This is a genomic window from Escherichia sp. E2748 (assembly GCF_005781125.1).
GTDB lineage: Bacteria > Pseudomonadota > Gammaproteobacteria > Enterobacterales > Enterobacteriaceae > Escherichia.
This window is the reverse complement of sequence record NZ_VATP01000025.1, coordinates 38,413-57,715: the sequence shown is the minus strand read 5'-3', so window position 1 is coordinate 57,715 and position 19,303 is coordinate 38,413. Positions and strand designations below refer to the sequence as shown.

Below are 19,303 nucleotides of genomic sequence, written 5' to 3'. Positions count from 1 at the left end.
TTAACGGGTAATCATGTCATCACGGTGAACGGCTACCGGGCCGTATTCATATCCCAGTATTGCATCAATTTCTTGCGAGTGGTGTCCGGCAATGCGGCGCAATGCATCGCTATTATAGCGACTGACGCCGTGGGCAATATCACGACCTTCGAGGTTACAAATGCGGATCACTTCACCACGCGAGAAGTTGCCGGTTACGCTCTTAATGCCTTTCGGCAACAGGGAGCTGCCGCGTTCAAGAATGGCGGCGGTTGCCCCTTCATCTACCGTGATTTCACCCGCAGGCGGTGCACCGAAAATCCAGCGTTTACGGTTTTCAAGCGGAGTCGCCTGGGCATGGAACAGCGTACCGACGGAAATGCCTTCCATCACATCACCAATAACGCCCGGCTTGCTGCCCGCGGCAATAATGGTGTCGATGCCCGCACGGCAAGCCACGTCCGCGGCCTGCAATTTAGTGCTCATGCCGCCGGTTCCAAGACCTGAAACGCTGTCACCGGCGATCGCGCGCAGTGCGTCATCAATGCCGTAAACATCTTTAATCAGTTCTGCCTGCGGATTGCTGCGCGGGTCAGCGGTATACAAACCTTTTTGATCGGTCAGCAGCAGCAGTTTATCGGCACCCGCCAGAATCGCCGCTAGAGCAGAAAGGTTGTCGTTGTCACCAACTTTAATTTCTGCCGTAGCGACAGCATCGTTCTCATTAATTACTGGAACGATGTTGTTATCGAGCAGCGCACGCAGGGTGTCGCGGGCGTTCAGGAAGCGTTCACGGTCTTCCATATCAGCACGAGTCAGCAGCATCTGCCCGACGTGAATGCCATAAATCGAAAACAGCTGTTCCCACAGTTGAATCAGTCGACTCTGCCCTACCGCCGCCAGCAGTTGTTTTGAGGCAATAGTCGCTGGCAGTTCCGGGTAACCCAGGTGCTCACGTCCGGCGGCAATCGCGCCCGACGTCACAATGACTATCCGATGCCCGGCGGCATGTAACTGCGCGCACTGGCGAACAAGTTCAACGATATGGGCACGGTTCAGGCGGCGCGATCCGCCTGTTAGCACACTGGTGCCGAGTTTTACCACCAGCGTCTGGCTGTCACTCATGATTCTCTGCCATTCAATTTTAGGAAAAATGATATCAAACGAACGTTTTAGCAGGACTGTCGTCGGTTGCCAACCATCTGCGAGCAAAGCATAGCGTTTTGTTGCGCGGGATCAGCAAGCGTAACGGCAGTTGTTTACGCTTTTATTACAGATTTAATAAATTAGCACATTTTAAGAATATTATTAAGTTGTAATATATCTTTAACAATCTCAGGTTAAAAACTTTCCTGTTTTCAACGGGACTCTCCCGCTGAATATTCGCGCGTAAATTAAAATCAGGAAAGAAAATGAAAAAGAGCACTCTGGCATTAGTGGTGATGGGTATTGTGGCATCTGCATCCGTACAGGCCGCAGAAGTATATAACAAAGACGGTAATAAACTGGATGTCTATGGCAAAGTTAAAGCCATGCATTATATGAGTGATAATGACAGTAAAGATGGCGACCAGAGTTATATCCGTTTTGGCTTTAAAGGCGAAACACAAATTAACGATCAACTGACTGGTTATGGGCGTTGGGAAGCAGAGTTTGCCGGAAATAAAGCGGAGAGTGATACCGCACAGCAAAAAACGCGACTCGCTTTTGCCGGGTTGAAATATATAGATTTGGGTTCTTTCGATTATGGTCGTAACCTGGGCGCGTTGTATGACGTGGAAGCCTGGACCGATATGTTCCCGGAATTTGGTGGCGACTCCTCCGCACAGACCGATAACTTTATGACCAAACGCGCCAGCGGGCTGGCGACTTATCGTAACACCGACTTCTTCGGCGTTATCGATGGCTTGAATTTAACCTTGCAATATCAAGGGAAAAACGAAAACCGCGATGTGAAAAAGCAGAATGGCGATGGCTTCGGCACCTCGTTAACCTATGACTTTGGCGGTAGTGATTTCGCCATTAGTGGGGCCTATACCAACTCCGATCGCACCAACGAGCAGAACCTGCAAAGCCGTGGCACGGGTAAGCGTGCAGAAGCGTGGGCAACGGGCCTGAAATATGATGCTAATAATATTTATCTGGCAACTTTCTATTCTGAAACACGCAAAATGACGCCAATCTCTGGCGGCTTTGCCAATAAGACGCAGAACTTTGAAGCGGTCGCACAATATCAATTCGACTTTGGTCTGCGTCCATCACTGGGTTACGTCTTATCGAAAGGGAAAGATATTGAAGGCATCGGCGATGAAGATCTGGTCAATTACATCGATGTCGGTGCTACGTATTATTTCAACAAAAATATGTCAGCGTTTGTTGATTATAAAATCAATCAGCTGGATAGCGATAATAAGCTGAATATCAACAATGATGATATTGTCGCGGTTGGCATGACCTATCAGTTTTAATGAATATTGCCGGATGCGATGCATCCGGCACATTTCATTCACGCCGTTAACTTCACCGGCTCGTCACGAAAATCATCCGCCGGTTCCAGTTTCAGATTCAACGTTACCAACAGTTCACGCAGCTTCTCGTGAAACTCACGCAAGGTATACTCCAGCCGCTCTACCACTTCGGCATCTTTTACCGGAACACTCGTCCAGTCGCCTGCTTTATCGAACAGACCAAACTGATAGCTGTATGTAAAACGGGATTCCTGCGCTTCCAGTTCCATCCACCAGCCCCAGAACTCACGCACTTCCGGCGCGGGTTTCACGTTGACGCATACAGCCAGACAATCGAAAAAGAATCGATTATCTTCGCACTTACCTTCACGAATATACGGGCCTAGTGCGGTAAATTTTTTGATCAATCTGCTTTTCGGGTGTCCACTCGGTAACGTCATTGCGATCTCCTGTTGTGATGCAACTGTTTTACCAAATTGACAAAATTTAGCAAATTTTTAACACAATCGCTTTTCGATCCAGTTGGTGATTTCCTGAAGCGCCTTGTCAAAATTCCGATACACGGGGTTAAGCGGAATCTCTAACAATTTACCATCCGCAGATGACGACGTGATTAAGCGTGAATCCTCTTCCGGGCTGAACGGATCGTTCTTCCAGTACCCTGATAACATTGGCGTTGGGCAACGACGTCCCAGCAATCCTTGCACTTTTAATGAATAGCGATTCAGCTCAACACGCAACGCTTCATCAGAAGCATCATGCATTCCCAGTCGGCTCGCCAGAACGTCAAGATACATTTCCGGCACTTGTTGCTGGCACTTAAAATCACTCAGCAAGGTGTGAACCACCGGGCCAAGACAGGCCACCGCTTTCAAACGTGATGCCTCGAGATAAGCCAGGCGTACAGCAACGTTAGCACCGAAACGAAAACCAAAGGCGGCAACGCGAGTGTGATCTACCCATGGAACGTTAGGCAGCGCCTTTAAGACATGTTGGTGCAGCAGGCTGGAATCCTGGGTGAGTTTCCATTTTGAGGAAAAACCGACTGAAGGCATATCAATAGTCAGCATCGCAATGCCGCGCGGTGCAAAATAGCGCTCATAAAGGGAGTAATAGTCGGTTTGCATCGCATCCAGACCACCACACATTAATACTGTCGGGAATGGACCATCACCTTTTGGCATATGCAAAAAGCCAGTGATGGGCGCGCCCCCCGGAACGGTAAACTCCATTTGCCGCATTGTTCCAGGCAGACGTTGCGCAGCTTCTTCATACGCGCGATTTGACAACGCCTGTACCTGTTCAGCCAGATCATCGCCCTTCAAGTGCGGATAGGCGGCAATATTGTACAACGTAGCTGCGTGCAGCCAGTGACGCCCGCTGAGTTGCGGATCTTCTTCCGCACAGGCTTTCTGTTGCCACACCATCGCCTGGGTGGCCCACTCGTAAATCCAGTTGCCGCCACGGTAGCCAATCACCGTATCGTATAAATCATTGTCGGTGCGTTCAGCATCGCTCATCACAATGCGCGCCTGAACGTCGAGGATTTCACGCGGATCAACACCGCGCCAGATCCACATCAGGCGGTTAATCATGCGATACCAATGAGGAATATTTTTGCCATCGAGGGCCGACTGCACCGACGGTTGCGCACCGTGGTTAAAACGGCGGACTAGCGTCGAGGTTTCAGGATGTTTAAAGCGGGGTTTGAACAGGGTTTCGCTCAGGTTAGCCTGTGTCATGGATGCAACCTCCAGGAATACTTACTGGAAGCTATTGTAACCTGCCTGACGTTAAAAAGAACAACGCCCGGCAGTGCCAGGCGTTGAAAAGATTAGCGACCGGAGATTGGCGGGACGAATACGACGCCCATATCCCACGGTTGCTCAATCCAGGTATCTTGTGGGATATCAACCACATAATCATCAACCAGCGGGCGACCAGCCGGTTTCGCGAAGATAGTCACAAAGTGTGCTTTAGGATACATTTCACGAATCGCAACCGCAGTACCACCGGTATCTACCAGGTCATCAATGACGATAAAGCCTTCACCGTCACCTTCTGCGCGTTTCAGCACTTTCAGTTCGCGCTGGTTGTCGTGATCGTAGCTGGAAATACATACGGTATCGACATGACGAATACCCAGTTCACGCGCCAGTAACGCACCCGGTACCAGACCGCCACGGCTTACGGCAATAATGCCTTTCCATTGTTCAGAAGGCATCAGTCGGCTTGCGAGTTTACGTGCATGGATCTGCAACATGTCCCAGGTGACGATGTATTTTTCGCTCATGTGAAGTGTCCCAGCCTGTTTATCTACGGCTTAAAAAGTGTTCGAGGGGAAAATAGGTTGCGCGAGATTATAGAGATCTGGCGCACTAAAAACCAGTATTTCACATAAGTCCGCGTCTTTTTACGCACTGCTACTACCTGTCGCTAGATAAAGTGGTATTCTCAAACATATCTCGCAAGCCTGACTTGTGCTGACAACATTTTCTGCTAACCCTGTGACCTGCAATACTGTTTTGCGGGTGATCGACAAGGAGACTTAACGTGTCTGAACTGTCTCAATTATCTCCACAGCCGCTGTGGGATATTTTTGCCAAAATCTGTTCTATTCCTCACCCGTCCTATCATGAAGAGCAACTCGCTGAATACATTGTAGGTTGGGCAAAAGAAAAAGGTTTCCACGTCGAACGCGATCAAGTGGGGAATATCCTGATTCGTAAACCTGCCACCGCAGGTATGGAAAACCGTAAACCGGTTGTCCTGCAGGCTCACCTCGATATGGTGCCGCAAAAAAACAACGACACCGTGCACGACTTCACCAAAGATCCTATCCAGCCTTATATTGATGGCGAATGGGTTAAAGCGCGCGGCACCACGCTGGGTGCAGATAACGGCATTGGTATGGCGTCTGCGCTGGCGGTTCTGGCTGACGAAAACGTGGTTCACGGCCCGCTGGAAGTGCTGCTGACTATGACCGAAGAAGCCGGTATGGACGGCGCATTCGGTTTACAAAGCAACTGGTTGCAGGCTGACATTCTGATTAACACCGACTCCGAAGAAGAAGGTGAAATCTACATGGGATGTGCGGGGGGTATCGACTTCACCTCCAACCTGCATTTAGATCGTGAAGCGGTTCCAGCTGGCTTTGAAACCTTCAAGTTAACCTTAAAAGGTCTGAAAGGCGGTCACTCCGGCGGTGAAATCCACGTTGGCCTGGGTAACGCGAACAAACTGCTGGTTCGCTTCCTGGCGGGTCATGCAGAAGAACTGGATCTGCGTCTTATCGATTTCAACGGCGGCACACTGCGTAACGCCATCCCGCGTGAAGCCTTTGCGACCATTGCTGTCGCAGCTGATAAAGTCGACGCACTGAAATCTCTGGTGAATACCTATCAGGACATCCTGAAAAACGAACTGGCAGAAAAAGAGAAGAATCTGGCCTTGTTGCTGGACTCTGTAGCGAACGATAAAGCTGCCCTGATTGCGAAATCTCGCGATACCTTTATTCGTCTGCTGAACGCCACCCCGAACGGTGTGATTCGTAACTCCGATGTAGCCAAAGGCGTGGTTGAAACCTCCCTGAACGTCGGTGTGGTGACCATGACCGACAACAACGTAGAAATTCACTGCCTGATCCGTTCTCTGATCGACAGCGGTAAAGACTACGTGGTGAGCATGCTGGATTCGCTGGGTAAACTGGCAGGCGCGAAAACCGAAGCGAAAGGCGCATATCCTGGCTGGCAGCCGGACGCTAATTCTCCGGTAATGCATCTGGTACGTGAAACCTATCAGCGTCTGTTCAACAAGACGCCGAACATCCAGATTATCCATGCGGGCCTGGAATGTGGTCTGTTCAAAAAACCGTATCCGGAAATGGACATGGTTTCTATCGGGCCAACAATCACCGGTCCACACTCTCCGGATGAGCAAGTCCACATCGAAAGCGTAGGTCACTACTGGCGGCTTCTGACTGAACTGCTGAAAGAAATTCCGGCGAAGTAATAACGATAGCGTCCACGCCTGCGGGCGTGGACCGTTCAAGGATGAACAATGATCCCTAAAAATTACACCGTATCTGGTATCCACCTCTCGAAACCTTTTCCTGTTCAACGCCATATTCCATCGATGAAGCCCGTCGGAAACTAACCAGCGCTATTGATGACGACGATGAAATGAAAGGTAAGATTGGTCATGAGCAATTTACTATCTCGCATACGACCTGGTTTTGGGGAAGAAGCCATACAACGACGTTCCGTGGTTCCTGGCAAGAAACACCTTCGGGGGTATTACTTGAAGGCGTATATACCAACCTGGCGTTTATGTCGTTATAGTTCACAGTAGTTCTGATAATAGGCACATTTTCTGTCATAGCAGGTGTCTTCTCTCTGATATCAGCCTTAATAACATCCCCCCTGCAACAGTCAGCCATCCAGGAAGCTCTGATTTTCATGTTTGCGCCGCCGGGTATGCTCGCACTGGGAACCCTTCTGATGCCCTTCATAACCGCTCATCAGAATCACTTTAATCCAACGTTCGAAAAACTCATTCGGCAGGCATTAAAATAACGACCATTCACCTCAGGAAAGAAGGGCTGAATCGTATGGCGATTTACATTGAAATAACAAAGCATTATGAAACCCATGAAAAGGTCGCATATTTATATAGCTGCGACCATATTTCATGGGGAGAATTTTTGATCAGCAAAGATACTTTCGCGCTGGAATCCGTGAAAGAACTTAAGGGTGAAAAGCAGAATTTTTATATGTTCAGAGCCTGGGGAAAAGTCAGAAGAACATATTTAACCACGGGAGAATTTCCCCAGGAAACATGTTACGCCGCCTGAAGTCAGAAGAATTTTTTATTCTTCGCGATACCTGCCCATACCAATGTCGCCGCCAGCAGAGCAAACCATAATAATGGCCAATGTGTAGGGTAAAGATGATGATGTCGTTGCCCGTTATCAACCAGATAGCACCAGAAAAGAGCAAAATCGGGCGCAACGACCCCAACTAAGCCAATAACCATCGCCCTGCACGCATGACGAACAATCAGCGGTAGGCGTTTCATTAAAGTACAAGTTATTATATAACCAGCCGGAAGATGACCGATAAACATGACTATTCCTTTCGTTTTGCCCGCCGCTTTCATGTAGAAAACGGCGGGAGACATTCCTCAATTACACAGCGATAAAAGCCATCCCTGTAAACGTTCGTCGCGGGTTGCCACGTTCAATCTGGTGATGGAACATTCGCCGCTGCGATTTCAGCGCCGCGCTATTTTCCTGTTGCTGTTGTTCCAGCTTCCAGGCAATCAGCAATCGCGCCAGCCGTTTGTTCGCATGCTGGCTGCGCTCTGACTGAACCTTCACGCTAATTCCAGATGCCAGATGCGTGGCGCGTACCGCCGAGTCGGTTTTATTGACATGTTGACCGCCCGGCCCCGACGAACGCAGCGTCTCATACCGGATCGCATCCGATTGTTCCTGCTCATCAGCGGTAAAACGCCCAATGCCCAGAAACCAGTTTTTACGCCCGTGATGTGGGCGATACGGGCTCGGGCAAATCCACTGAATGGCGGGCATTATTTTCATTGCAAGCTGGATTTAATGTTGCGGTTTATATCGCATATAAAAATTAGTAAACCACGCTCCCCGGCATTCAACTCGCTGCTGCTTAACTGTCTGAAAACCATAACGTTCAAAAAAGGGTTTTGCGGTTATGCTGGCATCCACCGTAAGTTCGGATTCAGACTTAATCAAAGGTTTTAACAAGGCGCTGGCGACACCGCGGCGGGTGTATTCCGGGTCAACAAATAACATATCGATATAATGTTCAATGCGGGAAATAAAACCAACCGGTTGTGCATTAATGACTGCAACCCGCACTTGTGATTGTGCGAGTTTCTCTTTCCAGTGAGATTCGTCAATCTGCGCCCAGGCGGCAATTTGTTGTGGAGAATAATGCTGACTGGCGGTCATCGTAACCGCTCTAATGAAAATAGCGCATAGTTGCTGAAAATCGCCAGGCTGATAGTTTCTTATTTGTATGTTATTCATAATCCCAACACCAGTTGTCTTTCCATTTGCGGGTCAAGCAACGTCACATGCAGCCCCACCAGTCGCACACCGCGCCCGCCGCGACGTTCATCCCAGGTTTTACGCGCGGTGGCGATTAAGTCAGCTTTATTCAGCCGCGGCCAGACGTGCTCCTGAGTTGTTTGCTGAAAATCGTCGAACTTTAATTTCACCCCCTGGCGAGCAATCAGTAAATCAGGTTTTACCTTTGCCAGACGGCGTTCAAGTTCCGGATACAGCCGCTCGATAATCGCTTCACATTCAGACCAGTGATGAATATCTTCCGCCATCGTGCGTTCCACGCCGACGGATTTTCGCAACCGTTCGCTGTTAACGTCGCGCTCGTCAATCCCCTGACTACGCTCCCACAAAATGCGGCCAAATTTGCCAAAGCGTTTAAGCAACGTCACCAAATCACACTTTTGCACATCACCGCAGGTTCGTAGCCCCATCGCTTCCAGCTTTGCTGCCGAGACTTTGCCAACACCGGGAATTTTTGCCAACGGTAAGGTTTGTAAAAATGCCGAAACTTCTGCCGGAGTAATCACAAACTGGCCGTTGGGTTTATTCATGTCGGAGGCGATTTTGGCGAGAAACTTAACTGGCGCAACGCCCGCAGACGCCGTCAGGTGCAGCTCGTTGAAAATCGTCTGGCGGATTTCCTGGGCGATGAGGGTCGCAGAACCGTGGCAATGGACACTATCGGTGACGTCGAGATAGGCTTCATCCAGCGACAGTGGTTCAATGCGCGAAGTGTAACGCGAGAAAATTTCGCGGATATGATTCGAGGCTTCTTTGTAGGCGTCAAAGCGCCCCGGAAGCAAGGTGAGATGCGGGCATAATTTGAGCGCCATCCCTGTCGGCATAGCGCTGCGTACGCCGAATTTACGCGCGGGATAATTGGCGGTGCTGATCACCCCCCGACGTTCGCGGCTGCCGCCAATAGCAATAGGGATATCGCGCAGGGCGGGATTGTCGCGCATCTCCACCGCTGCGAAAAAGCAGTCCATATCCACATGAATGATTTTACGCATTGCTCACCTCTCAACACTGGTAAAGTATACAGTGATTTTAAGGTTTGAGAAATGCGTAAAGATTCAGCATTTAACGCGTTCGCTGCGAAAGCACCTGCTGCTTATCCAGCTTTTGCACCAGCGGCTGCACCACTTTATCCCCATGCTGACCAAAGTATTGATACAGCGTATCGGACGCGCTTTTAGTCAGCACCATAATCTCGATGCGCCGATTACCCGCGCTTTGCGGATTTTTGGCGTCCAGCAGCATCTGGTCCGCCATTGCGCTCACCTGCATCACTTTATCTTCCGGCATTCCGGCCTCTTCCAGCACCCGACGAGCCGAAAGCGCGCGATCGCCCGAAAGGTTCCAGTTGTTGTAGATATTGTTTTTGTAGGCCATCGCATCGGTATGCCCGGTAATAATAATTTTGTTATCGAGCGAGTCGAACACTGGCGCGAGTTCCACCAGCAGCGTTTTAAAGAACGGCATAATCTTCGCGCTGCCACGTTCAAACATATTGCGGTTCTGGTCGTCTTTAATCAGCACGCGTAATCCCTGGGGAACAATCTCCATCTCCAGATTCGCTTCCATATGCGCATCACGGGCGATGGTGTTAATACTGGTTGCCAGCTCGCCAAGCTCAGTGGCGGATTTCTTCTTCAGCAGCGCCGTTTTCTCGTTAACGTCGCGCACTTTTTTCTCCGTCTCTTCCGGCACCGCCACGGTGGCAGGTTTTGGCGGATGAGACGGGCTAATTTTATTTAACGGCGACAGCCCGCCGCCATTGAAAATCGACTGCCCGTGCAGCGCGGCGATAATGCTTTCACGCTCGGATTTACTGACGCTGTTGACAATCCACAGCGTCATAAATAGCGCCATCATTGCCAAAGTAAAGTCGGCGAACGCCACCTTCCACGCCCCGCCGTGGTGCCCGGCATGATTCTTTTTGATCTGCCGCCGAACGATGGTGGTTTTTGCCCCACGATCGCGGCGGTTGCCCGTCTTTCTCATGCTTATTCTTGCTCCAGCATCGCATTCACCCACGCGTCGAGGTTGGCGAAGGTCGGTTTGGACGCCAGATGCAGCAGCTTACGCCCGGCGTCCACCGCCAGCAGCGTCGGTTTTCCGCCTGCCTGCGCCACCAGCACGGTACGCACGCATTCCAGCAAAGAATGTTCCGCCCGCGCCTGTTGTTCCATCGCGTTGGCAAGCGGGTCCATCAGGCAGTAGCAGATAAACACGCCTAAAAACGTCCCCACCAGCGCCGCCGCCACTTTCAGGCCGATCAGGGCGATAGATCCGTCAATTGACTGCATGGTAATGATGATGCCCAGCACCGCCGCGCAAATGCCAAATCCCGGCATCGCTTCGGCGGTACGTTGCAGTGAGCGTGATGGCGTTAACAGCGCCTCTTCAGCGGTGTCCAGCTCCTGATCGAGAATGCCTTCCAGTTCGTGGGCGTCAATTTTACCCATCGCCATCAGGCGAAAGTTATCGGCAATAAAGGTCACCAGCCGTTTCTGAGTTAACACCAGCGGGTATTTCTGGAAAACGGTGCTCTCTTCCGGCTGCTCAATATGCTGATCCAACATCCGCAGGCCACCGTTTTGTACCATTTCGAGCAACTCATACAGGCACATTAATAGCTGGCGCTGAAACTCCGGTCCGAGCTGTTTTTTACTGATTACGCCTTTAATTTGATGGGCGATCTCTTTCAGCACATGCTTCGGGTTACCAATAATCATCGCCCCGAAACCAGCACCTAAAATAATAACTATCTCTGCAGGCTGCCAGATAGCAATTAATTGGCCGCCCGCTTCAAAATACCCGCCGAATACACAACCGAGCACCACCAGTAAACCTAATATTTTTTGCATGATTTTTTCACTTTAATTCGGATAGACAAAATCACGAATTTTCTGCGCGATCTGTTTATTCAATTGACAAATTCGGGCCTCGGTTAGCCCTAATACCAGCGCAATCTCTTTGAGATTCATCTCATGCTGGTAATACATAGAGAGGATCAGTTGCTCTTTTTCGCTTAATTGTGAAAGCGCCTGTTGCAACATTTGCTGGGTGACAAACTGATCTTCCAGCTCCCTGCCAGCAAGCGGAATGCCAGGCCCTTCACCGTTCAGTAATTCGTCGAGACTGGCGAGCGTTTCCGCCCCTTCCAGTTGCTGGTATTCGAGGTAATCTCCATGCGAGATCCCTTCCACGGCCAGTTCTGACCACTCCGGCTCGTGTCCCAGTTTTTTACGCGTTTCGCGAATCAGGTCTTTCATCTGATGATATTTCTGTCGCAGCTGGCGCGGTCGCCAGTCGAGAGCGCGCAACTCATCAAGGATCGCGCCGCGAATACGGTGCACAGCATAGCCCGCAAAACCTTCGTCCGGCAGCCCGTAGCGGCGAATGGCGTTAAGCAGCCCTATTAACGCCGTTTGTTCCATATCCTGACGATCAATAATGCAATTACACTGCGGCGCAAGATGCCGCACCACTTTACGCACCAGCGGTAAATAAGCCTGTAAATAGTGGCTCTCCTGCTGCGGGGTTAATACCGGCGCAGCAGCAAATTCTTCTGACTCGAATACGTCCTGTAGCATGTTTATATCCGCCTGGTGATTATTGGAAGACCACTTTTTTCACCAGCAAATCCTTATACGGTGCGCTCATTTTGCGACGCTGAAGATCTTTCTTTAACGCGTCAGAAATCAGTTTGCGGATGGCAGATATTTTCATGCCGCGCAAATCTTCAAATTTCATTTCCGTCAGGCATTCAACCGCAATACTTTGATACAGCGGCTCCTGATGTTTTATTTTTTCCGCTTCTTTATCACTGGCGACCACCATCACTAATTCCGCTGACAAATAATGGTCCGCGCCGTTGTTGTCATGCAGCGTGACAATGGTTTCCGGTAGCGTCACAAATACGCTTTTACTCTCATCCAGGGTTGCCACCGTTTCCGTCTGCGCGGCGGCCGTCGGTTTTCCTTTTCCGGCATAATGATGCCAGACACCCCATCCAGCTCCGGCCCCCACCACCAACGCCAGAACGGCGCTGACCACGCCCGCCACCACGATTTTCTTCATATTGCCTTTACACTTTGATCAAAACGGATTCGTTCTGTTGAAATTGAGGCGCATCATCAAGCTGTAAGGCGGCACTCACCTCTTCCTGCTGATGGCCCGACTGTTGTTGTTGCTGCGACTGCCCTTCGGAGGAAACCTGTACGTTCACCTCCATAAAATTTTGCGCCGTCAGATGCTGGCGGAGATCGTCGCTAAACTGCTGTAACGCGCGGCAAACTTCACTTTGGTTCGCGCCGATGTGCACCATCAGTTTACCGTTGTCGAGTTGTACGGCGATCTCGAGCTTGCCAAGCGACGGTGGATCGAGACGGATGGTGGAGATCTGCTGTTGTTTGTTGAGCTGAAAGTGGATCTGATCTTTCAACAGCGTCGTCAGTTTTTCGCCCAGTTCATCCATCGAAAGCGTGACAGGTTTGGCGACAATCTCCTGATGATCGCTGACCAGCTCCGGCGTCTTAACCTGCAACACCGCACGCGCAATAACCGGTTCGCTGTCCGGCACTTTTTCCGTTTTACGCTCGACCTGCGGTCGCGCGGTCACACGGGTTAGTTCAGGTTTCGGGCGAGCTGGCTGTGCCGATACGCGCGGCTGCGTCGGCGCAATGGCATGTAAATCTTCACTGGCGTAAGTCGCTAGTCTGGCCTGCTGTTCGGGTTTCGCCTGCGGCAACTGACTGATCAGTTCCTGCAGCTGCGGCGGCAACGGCGTGAGTTCCTGCTGTTGCGGCGCGTTTTGCACCACCGCTTTCGTCAATTGCTGGATAACCGGCGATGTTGCGACGTTTCGCGGCTGCGGCGTGTCCTGATGCGGTGCGGCAGGTTGCGGAAGTAACAGCGCCATTAGCGCCTGCATCGCCACCGGATCATTCTCCTGCGGGCGCGTCGCCTGTTGCTGACTGGTTTTAGCGCTATGAACGCGCTCCGCCACCGCCGCGACCGCCATTTTCGGCAGGGTAAACGCGGGCGCGTTTTCACCGCTCACCGGCGGTAAAATATTCGCTTTCAGCGACGCCGTTTCCGCAAGCGTTCCGAGCGTGGCAAGCAATGCCGGATTCATGACTTCTCCGAAAGTAAATTAACAATTGAGTAGGCCAGTACGCCTTCCTGATGCCGCTGATGCTGTTCCATACGCGCCTTCAACACTTCTGCGCGCTGCTCGCGCCGTTTAATCAGGGCATTAAACGCGCCGTACAGTTGCGCCTTCACCACACATAACTGCGCCGCGTCGGTTTCCACCGCCGCGTAATCGTGAAACTGGCGCATCAACTGCTGATGCAGTGCCGGAAGGCGTCGCCAGCGTTGCTTGTCGAGGGCTTCATTCATCGCCTCAACCAGCGCGAAAAGTTGCCTGCGTTGTTTTTCCATCGTCTTAACCCTGCTTGCCCGAAAGCCCTTCCCAGCCTTCGCGCAGGTTGCTTAAGATCAGCATCACTTCATCGATTTTCTCTGCCGACAGTTCGCCGCTGGCTTCATACAAGCGATACACACAGTGGTCATAGAGGCGCGAAAGGTTGACCACCAGCTCGCCGCCAGTTTCAAACTCAAGCGAACTGGTGAGCGCATTGAGAATGTCGATGCATTTATTGATGCTCTGGGCTTTCTTCTCGAAACGCCGCCCTTCAATATGGCTTTTGGCGCGTTCCAGCTCGTCCATCAGGCCAGAAAACAGCACCAGCACCAGTTCAAGCGGAGATGCCGCCGCAGTACGCGCCGCGAGATCGATCTCTTTGTATTGCGAATAGCCGTCCTGTACCTGGTACATCTTTAGGGATATTCCTTCTGAGTTACGCGAATGCCGCCATGCTGGCTTTCATGGTGTATACCTCGACCAACGTGTTGGTGTACTCCTCGAGATAACGGTCGTAGTTGGCGTTATAGGTATCGGTAAGCTGGTCGCCTTCGTCCTGAATTTTGCTCATCTGATCGTCAATGTTCTGCTGGCGCAGGGTGATGATGCCGTTGCTGGAGTCCGTGTAGGTGTTAATCAGGTCGTCCATCTGCGCCACCATGCTGTTATCACCAACGAAAATAGACGTCAGGCCGTCAGGATTTTTCTTCATTTCATCGTTGAACTGGTCAGAATCAATTTGTAAGTGGCCGTGAGAATCGAGGGTGATGCCATAGTCAACAATCGACACGCCGTTGTAGCTGGCATGGGCGATGTCATCGAGCTGGTTCGCCAGTGAACTGAGTCCGGCGTCGCCCGCAAATACCCCGGCGCTGGTACTGTCATCACCGTGAGTGGTCAGCGAATCAACCGTATCAATCAAGGTGTTATAGGCATCGACAAAGGTCTGTACTTTCTCCTGGCTGGCGCTGGAATCTTCGCTGATGTTAAAGGTAGTGAGATCGCTGTCAGAATCGCTGACTTCGGTGAAAGTCATGGTGACGCCGGGGATCACATCATCAAACGTATTGCTGCTGTTGGTGATCTCAGGCCCCGTGGCGCTGCCGAGATGAATAATCGCGTCCTGAGCTGAGGAAACATCCGTGGCAACGGGCGCGCTGGCGCTATCGTTGCTGGCGTCATGCCCCGTTACGCTCACCGAAAACGCGCTCTGTGCCCCTGTGCTATTGGAGGTGAGCATAATGGTGGTGGTGCCATCGGTTTTTACCAGTGCTGCCGACACGCCCGGATTGTCGTCGGAGTTGTTAATCGCGCTCACCAGTTCGCTGGCGTCGATAAAACCGTCGCCGTCACCGCTCTGGTCCGCCGCCGCCAGGTCGATATCCATGGTGCTGTCGCCCATGGTCAGTTCAAAAGTGCCCGTCGCAGAAAAGGTGTCATCGCCCATACTGAACGTGGTCTGCTGCCCCTGCGCCAGTTGCTCAACGAAAAATGAGTAGCTTCCCGCCTGTGCCTGCGAGTTAGCGGAAACAGTTGCCGAGTCATTATTGCTGGTGGCGGCAAAAGTCACCGGGCCGTCGGTATCGCTGTTCAGCGCGTCGACGGCGCTCTGGAAATCGCTCAACGCCGAGCTGAGCGAGTCCAGGCCGCTGCTTTCAGCATCCAGCTCCGTTTGCTTCTCCTGCAAATTTGCTGCCTGAGTGGCGACATCTGCATAAGCGATTTCTTGCGCAATGGTTCTTGGGTTGATCATTGATGACTCCGGATAACGATGTCAGGTTATTGGCAAAAGGCGTGCCAATATTTTTTATGTGAATAATCAATAGATTGAAAAACAGGCGGAAATAGCGTTTCCGGTCTGGCGGAAGAGTGTCTGCCGCAGAAAGCACAACACCGCCCGCAGGCGGTGTTGAGACTGATGACAAACGCAACACTGCCTGATGCGCTGCGCTTATCAGGCCTACAAGGTTTCTGCAAAATATTGAATTTGCAATATTTTGTAGGCCGGATAAGGCGTTCACGCCGCATCCGGCAATCCCGCACTACTGCAGCAGGCTGGAAACCATGCTGGACATGCTGTTGGACTGTTTCAGCATGGTGATACCAGTCTGCATCAGCACCTGCTGTTTGGTCATGTTGGACGCTTCCGTCGCGTAGTCGGTATCCATGATGTTACCGATAGCGACTTCGGTGTTGTCCTGCATGCTGGTCAGGTTGTTGGCGGTATCGTTCAGACGGTTGATAGAGGCACCCAGCTTGGACTGGATCTGCGAAACATCATCCATCGCAGTAGAAATGCTGGTGATCATCTGGTTAGCCGAGCCAGACGCAGTCAGTTCAGTACCGCCAGACACGCCTGCGGTGCCAGTGGTGTCAGCCTGATCCGCGCTAAAAGAGTTGCTGATTGCAGAAAGGTCAGTCACCAGCGTGTTCAGTTGGCTTGAAATATTCACGGTCATGGTGTCGGAAGATTCCGCGCCCACCTGGAAAGTTACTGCGCTCTGGAACAGACCGTCAGTACCGGTGTTGCTGGTACCGGAAACACCGAACAGGTTGGTGCCGCCGTAAGTGGTGTTTTGCAGCATGTCAGACATCTGCTGACCCAGTTCGTCGTATTCGTCCTGCATCGCCTGCAGATCGTCGTCGCTGTAGGTGCCGTTCGCTGCCTGAGTTGACAGGTCTTTCATACGACCCAGCACGTCAGACATTTCGTCGAACATGCTGTCGGCGGTTTGCAGCATCGCGGTGGCATCATTGATATTGCTCAGCGCCACACCCATACCGCTGGACTGTGCTGTCAGACGGTTAGCAATTTGTTTGCCCGCTGCGTCATCGGCAGAAGAGTTAATCCGGTTACCTGTCGCCAGGCGTTCCATAGATGTAGACAGAGAAGAGCTGCTTTTGCTGATTGCATTAACGGCGGCCATTGAGGCGTTATTGGTGTTAATAGATAACATGATACTGCTCCTTGGGATTAATCGTTTTCGTTTCGATATCCTGTAAAAACGACACCTCAGGAGCAAACTTAAAATCGATTTAAAAAATTTTCACGATGCTTTATCTGATGCCACTTTTAGCTAAAAAAAGCAGAAGTTAAATTCAGATAAAAAGATTATTAGCAATATCTGCCACATGGCCAGGTGTCAAAATATGTCGTTATCAATTGCTTGATATGATTAAGATTACTTTCAGTAAAATCGTTTTTTTCTCAATGTACTGATGCCAAAACTTACATTGCGTTGCAAATAGTACACATTTTACTATTGTGACGGACCCGCCATTTCGTTACATTCCACCACATAGTGATTAGGAATAATCCTATTACCATAAAATATTAATTATCACGTAAACAAATCATCTTCTCAGGGACGCATAAAACACTGTTCTATGCAGTGTGCTATCAGGAAACATTTATCCCTTGCTAAGGTAAACTCAACCATGAGTATTATTATCAACAACTGGCGAATGGACTCGTCGCTTAATGCCTTAATACATTGTGAAACGGGTGAAACACGTCGTCTCGGCGAATACCATTTTATTTTGCTGGAAACATTAGCAAAAAATGCCGAGACGGTTTTATCGCGATCTTATTTATGTGCCGAAGTATGGAAGAACCGTATTGTCGGCGGAAACAGCCTGCCGACGGCGATCCATGCGTTACGCGTTGCTATCGACGATGATGGCAAACAACAGAACATTATTAAAACAATTCCGAAAAAAGGTTACCTGTGCAATAAAGAGTATGTGTCTTTGCCGGACTCATCGCCTGCGGAAAAACTGATTATTACCGACCAGATACAGGAAACAGTACCAGAAGAGATATCTTCTACAACACCGCCGGTGCCTGTTAGAAAAAAACATAAAGGACTGATGGGGTTAGCGTTGACCGCGGCTGTTATATTTATTGGCTCGACCGTGGGGTATTCACACTTGAAAAGTACACCTGACGCCCCGCAACTGGTAAAAGAGTCAATTAACAGTCCAAGAATAAAAATATTTCATCTTAGTTCTGGAAAAGAAAATAATTCCGCACCGTTACTGTCACAAACCCTCGCACCAGGGAAAAACAAACTCGATAATTTATTGTCAGCGCATAATATGACAATGACAACCTATTATAAATATGTTCGTAACCGACTGGAGAGTGATATTGTTCTGCGCAACCAGTGCAACGGTAGCTGGCAATTAACTTTTAATGTGGATAGCTGGCAGAATAGCGATATTAATAGCGCGATGTATCAGAATTTAGAGAAGTTGTTAAATACTGTGCAGAAGTGCTGATGAGTGCCAATATATGCCGGATACGACGCTAAAGGCGTCTTATCCGGCTGATAATTACCCCAATAAACTCCTCACCGTCTGGCTGGAAATTCGCGCCTGACCGTTCACCGCCTGCAATAAAATCTGATAATTATGATTGGCGCTATCGAGTACGCCGCCGAGGTTTTCCGACGCCTGCACCGCGTTTTCCGTTTGCGGGAAGCGCGACATGCCGTCGATCAACTGCCGCGCCTTTTCCTGCTGTACCGCCATCTGCGCACGCTGCTGATTAATGCTTTCTAACGTCTGAGAAATCCCCGCTCCGCCCTGTTGCAGGCTTTGCACTAAGCGGTCCGCCTGCGACGGTTCGGCAAAGGTTTTAAGTGGCATAAACGCTGATTTATCACCATCGGTGCGCACGCTTAAGGTGCTTTCAATGTTGGGCCACTGTTTTTCAGTGGTGGAGAAACTTATACCATCGGCGTTTTGATGCATCTGCACGCCCACGCGGCGCAGGGCGTTGGTCAGCCGCGTCTGGTACTGCCCGACGTTGTCATCCTCAGACAGCATTACCGCTGAAAGCTGAGTCTGCCGCCCGTCAGAGACGCTGAACATACGCGTTCCCGGCGTGGGATTGTTTACCAGATTCGCCAGATCCGGCGAGTGAAAGCTCACCCGCGCTTCGCCCTGCAACACTGGCTGCAGCTGGCGGTCCACCGCACCGCCAGAAAGAGTCGTGCGCTTGTCCAGCATCTGCATCAGCGCCGAACTCTGCGCCTGCCCGCCTTTGCGCTGGCTGTGTCGATAATCGAGCAACTGCTGCTCCAGTTGCCCGAGATAATGATCCGCCTGCTGCAACGTGGTGAGCTGGTCATTAAGCTGCACGCTGTAACGCTGCGGGCGAGTGGTAATCAGCGGCGAGGCCGGATATTCACTCGCCGTCGCCGGGAGTTTTTGCCGCACCGCCTGAGTGGGCGCAACGGTTGACGACGATACCGCAGCGCTGTGCGCGCCGCCGGTGGCGAGTGACGAAGAAGTAAGTCCGACCTGCATACT

22 protein-coding genes and 1 pseudogene are annotated in these 19,303 nt (G+C 50.9%); 5 read left to right on the top strand and 18 right to left on the bottom strand.

The window, feature by feature from the left end; all coding sequences use genetic code 11:
* Complete coding sequence (gene proB / locus FEK42_RS19120) at window positions 1-1,104, bottom strand: glutamate 5-kinase (RefSeq protein WP_001285288.1); 1,104 nt, start codon at window positions 1,102-1,104, stop codon at window positions 1-3.
* A gap of 287 nt (window positions 1,105-1,391) precedes the next feature.
* Between proB and phoE the strand changes: the two genes are divergently transcribed.
* On the top strand, window positions 1,392-2,447 hold the full coding sequence (phoE, locus tag FEK42_RS19115; RefSeq protein WP_138211925.1) for a phosphoporin PhoE: 1,056 nt from the start codon (window positions 1,392-1,394) through the stop codon (window positions 2,445-2,447).
* A gap of 38 nt (window positions 2,448-2,485) precedes the next feature.
* On the opposite strand, the gene crl is transcribed toward phoE, so the two are convergent.
* The 3 genes from crl to gpt all read right to left on the bottom strand — a co-directional run bounded on the left by crl (window position 2,486) and on the right by gpt (window position 4,740).
* The gene (gene crl / locus FEK42_RS19110; RefSeq protein ID WP_130209675.1) at window positions 2,486-2,887 is read right to left on the bottom strand and encodes a sigma factor-binding protein Crl; all 402 of its coding nucleotides are present in this window, start codon (window positions 2,885-2,887) and stop codon (window positions 2,486-2,488) included.
* Between the two features lie 57 nt (window positions 2,888-2,944).
* Window positions 2,945-4,189 (bottom strand): esterase FrsA, encoded by a 1,245-nt coding sequence (gene frsA, locus FEK42_RS19105; protein ID WP_130209677.1) that lies wholly within the window; start codon window positions 4,187-4,189, stop codon window positions 2,945-2,947.
* Between the two features lie 92 nt (window positions 4,190-4,281).
* Window positions 4,282-4,740: a xanthine phosphoribosyltransferase gene (gene gpt, locus FEK42_RS19100; RefSeq protein WP_001291990.1), complete on the bottom strand. Its 459-nt coding sequence runs from the start codon at window positions 4,738-4,740 to the stop codon at window positions 4,282-4,284.
* A 260-nt stretch (window positions 4,741-5,000) separates the two neighbouring features.
* Between gpt and pepD the strand changes: the two genes are divergently transcribed.
* The 3 genes from pepD to FEK42_RS19090 all read left to right on the top strand — a co-directional run bounded on the left by pepD (window position 5,001) and on the right by FEK42_RS19090 (window position 7,299).
* Window positions 5,001-6,458, top strand: a complete 1,458-nt coding sequence (pepD, locus tag FEK42_RS19095; protein WP_135409524.1) for a cytosol nonspecific dipeptidase — start codon at window positions 5,001-5,003, stop codon at window positions 6,456-6,458.
* Between the two features lie 170 nt (window positions 6,459-6,628).
* Entirely contained in the window at window positions 6,629-6,787 is a 159-nt protein-coding gene (locus FEK42_RS22805) for a hypothetical protein (RefSeq protein ID WP_167852511.1), read from the top strand.
* A gap of 269 nt (window positions 6,788-7,056) precedes the next feature.
* Window positions 7,057-7,299 carry a hypothetical protein gene (locus FEK42_RS19090; RefSeq protein WP_131161617.1) on the top strand — a complete coding sequence of 81 codons (243 nt, stop codon included), beginning with the start codon at window positions 7,057-7,059 and terminating at the stop codon, window positions 7,297-7,299.
* A 14-nt stretch (window positions 7,300-7,313) separates the two neighbouring features.
* On the opposite strand, the pseudogene FEK42_RS19085 reads toward FEK42_RS19090, so the two are convergent.
* The 13 genes and pseudogenes from FEK42_RS19085 to lafA form a co-directional block, all read right to left on the bottom strand.
* Window positions 7,314-7,571: pseudogene (locus FEK42_RS19085) on the bottom strand (metal-dependent hydrolase); the annotation flags it as partial.
* 61 nt (window positions 7,572-7,632) lie between these two features.
* Complete coding sequence (prfH, locus tag FEK42_RS19080; protein WP_276320328.1) at window positions 7,633-8,046, bottom strand: peptide chain release factor H; 414 nt, start codon at window positions 8,044-8,046, stop codon at window positions 7,633-7,635.
* Window positions 8,047-8,058: 12 nt separating this feature from the next.
* The gene (locus tag FEK42_RS19075; protein ID WP_135491985.1) at window positions 8,059-8,511 is read right to left on the bottom strand and encodes a GNAT family N-acetyltransferase; all 453 of its coding nucleotides are present in this window, start codon (window positions 8,509-8,511) and stop codon (window positions 8,059-8,061) included.
* A complete protein-coding gene (gene dinB, locus FEK42_RS19070; RefSeq protein ID WP_130209685.1) occupies window positions 8,508-9,563 on the bottom strand; it encodes a DNA polymerase IV in 1,056 nt (351 codons plus the stop codon). Before dinB ends, FEK42_RS19075 begins: the two co-directional genes overlap by 4 nt.
* A gap of 70 nt (window positions 9,564-9,633) precedes the next feature.
* Window positions 9,634-10,557 (bottom strand): putative lateral flagellar export/assembly protein LafU, encoded by a 924-nt coding sequence (gene lafU / locus FEK42_RS19065; protein ID WP_138211924.1) that lies wholly within the window; start codon window positions 10,555-10,557, stop codon window positions 9,634-9,636.
* 2 nt (window positions 10,558-10,559) lie between these two features.
* Window positions 10,560-11,423, bottom strand: a complete 864-nt coding sequence (gene motA, locus FEK42_RS19060) for a flagellar motor stator protein MotA (protein WP_131161619.1) — start codon at window positions 11,421-11,423, stop codon at window positions 10,560-10,562.
* 12 nt (window positions 11,424-11,435) lie between these two features.
* Entirely contained in the window at window positions 11,436-12,152 is a 717-nt protein-coding gene (locus FEK42_RS19055) for a FliA/WhiG family RNA polymerase sigma factor (protein WP_130218408.1), read from the bottom strand.
* A 19-nt stretch (window positions 12,153-12,171) separates the two neighbouring features.
* Window positions 12,172-12,639: a flagellar basal body-associated FliL family protein gene (locus FEK42_RS19050; RefSeq protein ID WP_135491981.1), complete on the bottom strand. Its 468-nt coding sequence runs from the start codon at window positions 12,637-12,639 to the stop codon at window positions 12,172-12,174.
* A gap of 7 nt (window positions 12,640-12,646) precedes the next feature.
* Window positions 12,647-13,696 (bottom strand): flagellar hook-length control protein FliK, encoded by a 1,050-nt coding sequence (locus tag FEK42_RS19045; protein WP_135491980.1) that lies wholly within the window; start codon window positions 13,694-13,696, stop codon window positions 12,647-12,649.
* A complete protein-coding gene (locus FEK42_RS19040) occupies window positions 13,693-14,004 on the bottom strand; it encodes a flagellar protein FliT (protein ID WP_135409518.1) in 312 nt (103 codons plus the stop codon). Before FEK42_RS19040 ends, FEK42_RS19045 begins: the two co-directional genes overlap by 4 nt.
* Window positions 14,005-14,008: 4 nt before the next feature.
* Window positions 14,009-14,401: a flagellar export chaperone FliS gene (gene fliS, locus FEK42_RS19035; protein ID WP_135491979.1), complete on the bottom strand. Its 393-nt coding sequence runs from the start codon at window positions 14,399-14,401 to the stop codon at window positions 14,009-14,011.
* Between the two features lie 22 nt (window positions 14,402-14,423).
* The gene (gene fliD, locus FEK42_RS19030; protein WP_135491978.1) at window positions 14,424-15,740 is read right to left on the bottom strand and encodes a flagellar filament capping protein FliD; all 1,317 of its coding nucleotides are present in this window, start codon (window positions 15,738-15,740) and stop codon (window positions 14,424-14,426) included.
* A 289-nt stretch (window positions 15,741-16,029) separates the two neighbouring features.
* Complete coding sequence (gene lafA / locus FEK42_RS19020) at window positions 16,030-16,944, bottom strand: lateral flagellin LafA (protein WP_000949083.1); 915 nt, start codon at window positions 16,942-16,944, stop codon at window positions 16,030-16,032.
* Between the two features lie 481 nt (window positions 16,945-17,425).
* Here lafA and FEK42_RS19015 point away from each other — a divergent pair, with 481 nt between their 5' ends.
* A complete protein-coding gene (locus FEK42_RS19015; protein ID WP_135491976.1) occupies window positions 17,426-18,268 on the top strand; it encodes a winged helix-turn-helix domain-containing protein in 843 nt (280 codons plus the stop codon).
* Window positions 18,269-18,322: 54 nt separating this feature from the next.
* Here the strand turns inward: FEK42_RS19015 and FEK42_RS19010 are convergent, their stop codons facing one another.
* Complete coding sequence (locus FEK42_RS19010; RefSeq protein WP_135491975.1) at window positions 18,323-19,300, bottom strand: flagellar hook-associated protein; 978 nt, start codon at window positions 19,298-19,300, stop codon at window positions 18,323-18,325.
* Between the last annotated feature and the right edge of the window lie 3 nt (window positions 19,301-19,303).

Bases quoted from the DNA above. Each gene is read 5' to 3' on its own strand.
- dinB (WP_130209685.1), bottom strand. From the start codon at position 9,563: ATGCGTAAAATCATTCATGTGGATATGGACTGCTTTTTCGCAGCGGTG.
- frsA (WP_130209677.1), bottom strand. From the start codon at position 4,189: ATGACACAGGCTAACCTGAGCGAAACCCTGTTCAAACCCCGCTTTAAA.
- fliD (WP_135491978.1), bottom strand. From the start codon at position 15,740: ATGATCAACCCAAGAACCATTGCGCAAGAAATCGCTTATGCAGATGTC.
- FEK42_RS22805 (WP_167852511.1), top strand. From the start codon at position 6,629: ATGAAAGGTAAGATTGGTCATGAGCAATTTACTATCTCGCATACGACC.
- motA (WP_131161619.1), bottom strand. From the start codon at position 11,423: ATGCAAAAAATATTAGGTTTACTGGTGGTGCTCGGTTGTGTATTCGGC.
- FEK42_RS19010 (WP_135491975.1), bottom strand. From the start codon at position 19,300: ATGCAGGTCGGACTTACTTCTTCGTCACTCGCCACCGGCGGCGCGCAC.
- crl (WP_130209675.1), bottom strand. From the start codon at position 2,887: ATGACGTTACCGAGTGGACACCCGAAAAGCAGATTGATCAAAAAATTT.
- FEK42_RS19045 (WP_135491980.1), bottom strand. From the start codon at position 13,696: ATGAATCCGGCATTGCTTGCCACGCTCGGAACGCTTGCGGAAACGGCG.
- FEK42_RS19015 (WP_135491976.1), top strand. From the start codon at position 17,426: ATGAGTATTATTATCAACAACTGGCGAATGGACTCGTCGCTTAATGCC.
- phoE (WP_138211925.1), top strand. From the start codon at position 1,392: ATGAAAAAGAGCACTCTGGCATTAGTGGTGATGGGTATTGTGGCATCT.
- fliS (WP_135491979.1), bottom strand. From the start codon at position 14,401: ATGTACCAGGTACAGGACGGCTATTCGCAATACAAAGAGATCGATCTC.
- lafA (WP_000949083.1), bottom strand. From the start codon at position 16,944: ATGTTATCTATTAACACCAATAACGCCTCAATGGCCGCCGTTAATGCA.
- lafU (WP_138211924.1), bottom strand. From the start codon at position 10,557: ATGAGAAAGACGGGCAACCGCCGCGATCGTGGGGCAAAAACCACCATC.
- FEK42_RS19090 (WP_131161617.1), top strand. From the start codon at position 7,057: ATGGCGATTTACATTGAAATAACAAAGCATTATGAAACCCATGAAAAG.
- FEK42_RS19050 (WP_135491981.1), bottom strand. From the start codon at position 12,639: ATGAAGAAAATCGTGGTGGCGGGCGTGGTCAGCGCCGTTCTGGCGTTG.
- gpt (WP_001291990.1), bottom strand. From the start codon at position 4,740: ATGAGCGAAAAATACATCGTCACCTGGGACATGTTGCAGATCCATGCA.
- prfH (WP_276320328.1), bottom strand. From the start codon at position 8,046: ATGAAAATAATGCCCGCCATTCAGTGGATTTGCCCGAGCCCGTATCGC.
- proB (WP_001285288.1), bottom strand. From the start codon at position 1,104: ATGAGTGACAGCCAGACGCTGGTGGTAAAACTCGGCACCAGTGTGCTA.
- FEK42_RS19040 (WP_135409518.1), bottom strand. From the start codon at position 14,004: ATGGAAAAACAACGCAGGCAACTTTTCGCGCTGGTTGAGGCGATGAAT.
- FEK42_RS19075 (WP_135491985.1), bottom strand. From the start codon at position 8,511: ATGAATAACATACAAATAAGAAACTATCAGCCTGGCGATTTTCAGCAA.
- FEK42_RS19055 (WP_130218408.1), bottom strand. From the start codon at position 12,152: ATGCTACAGGACGTATTCGAGTCAGAAGAATTTGCTGCTGCGCCGGTA.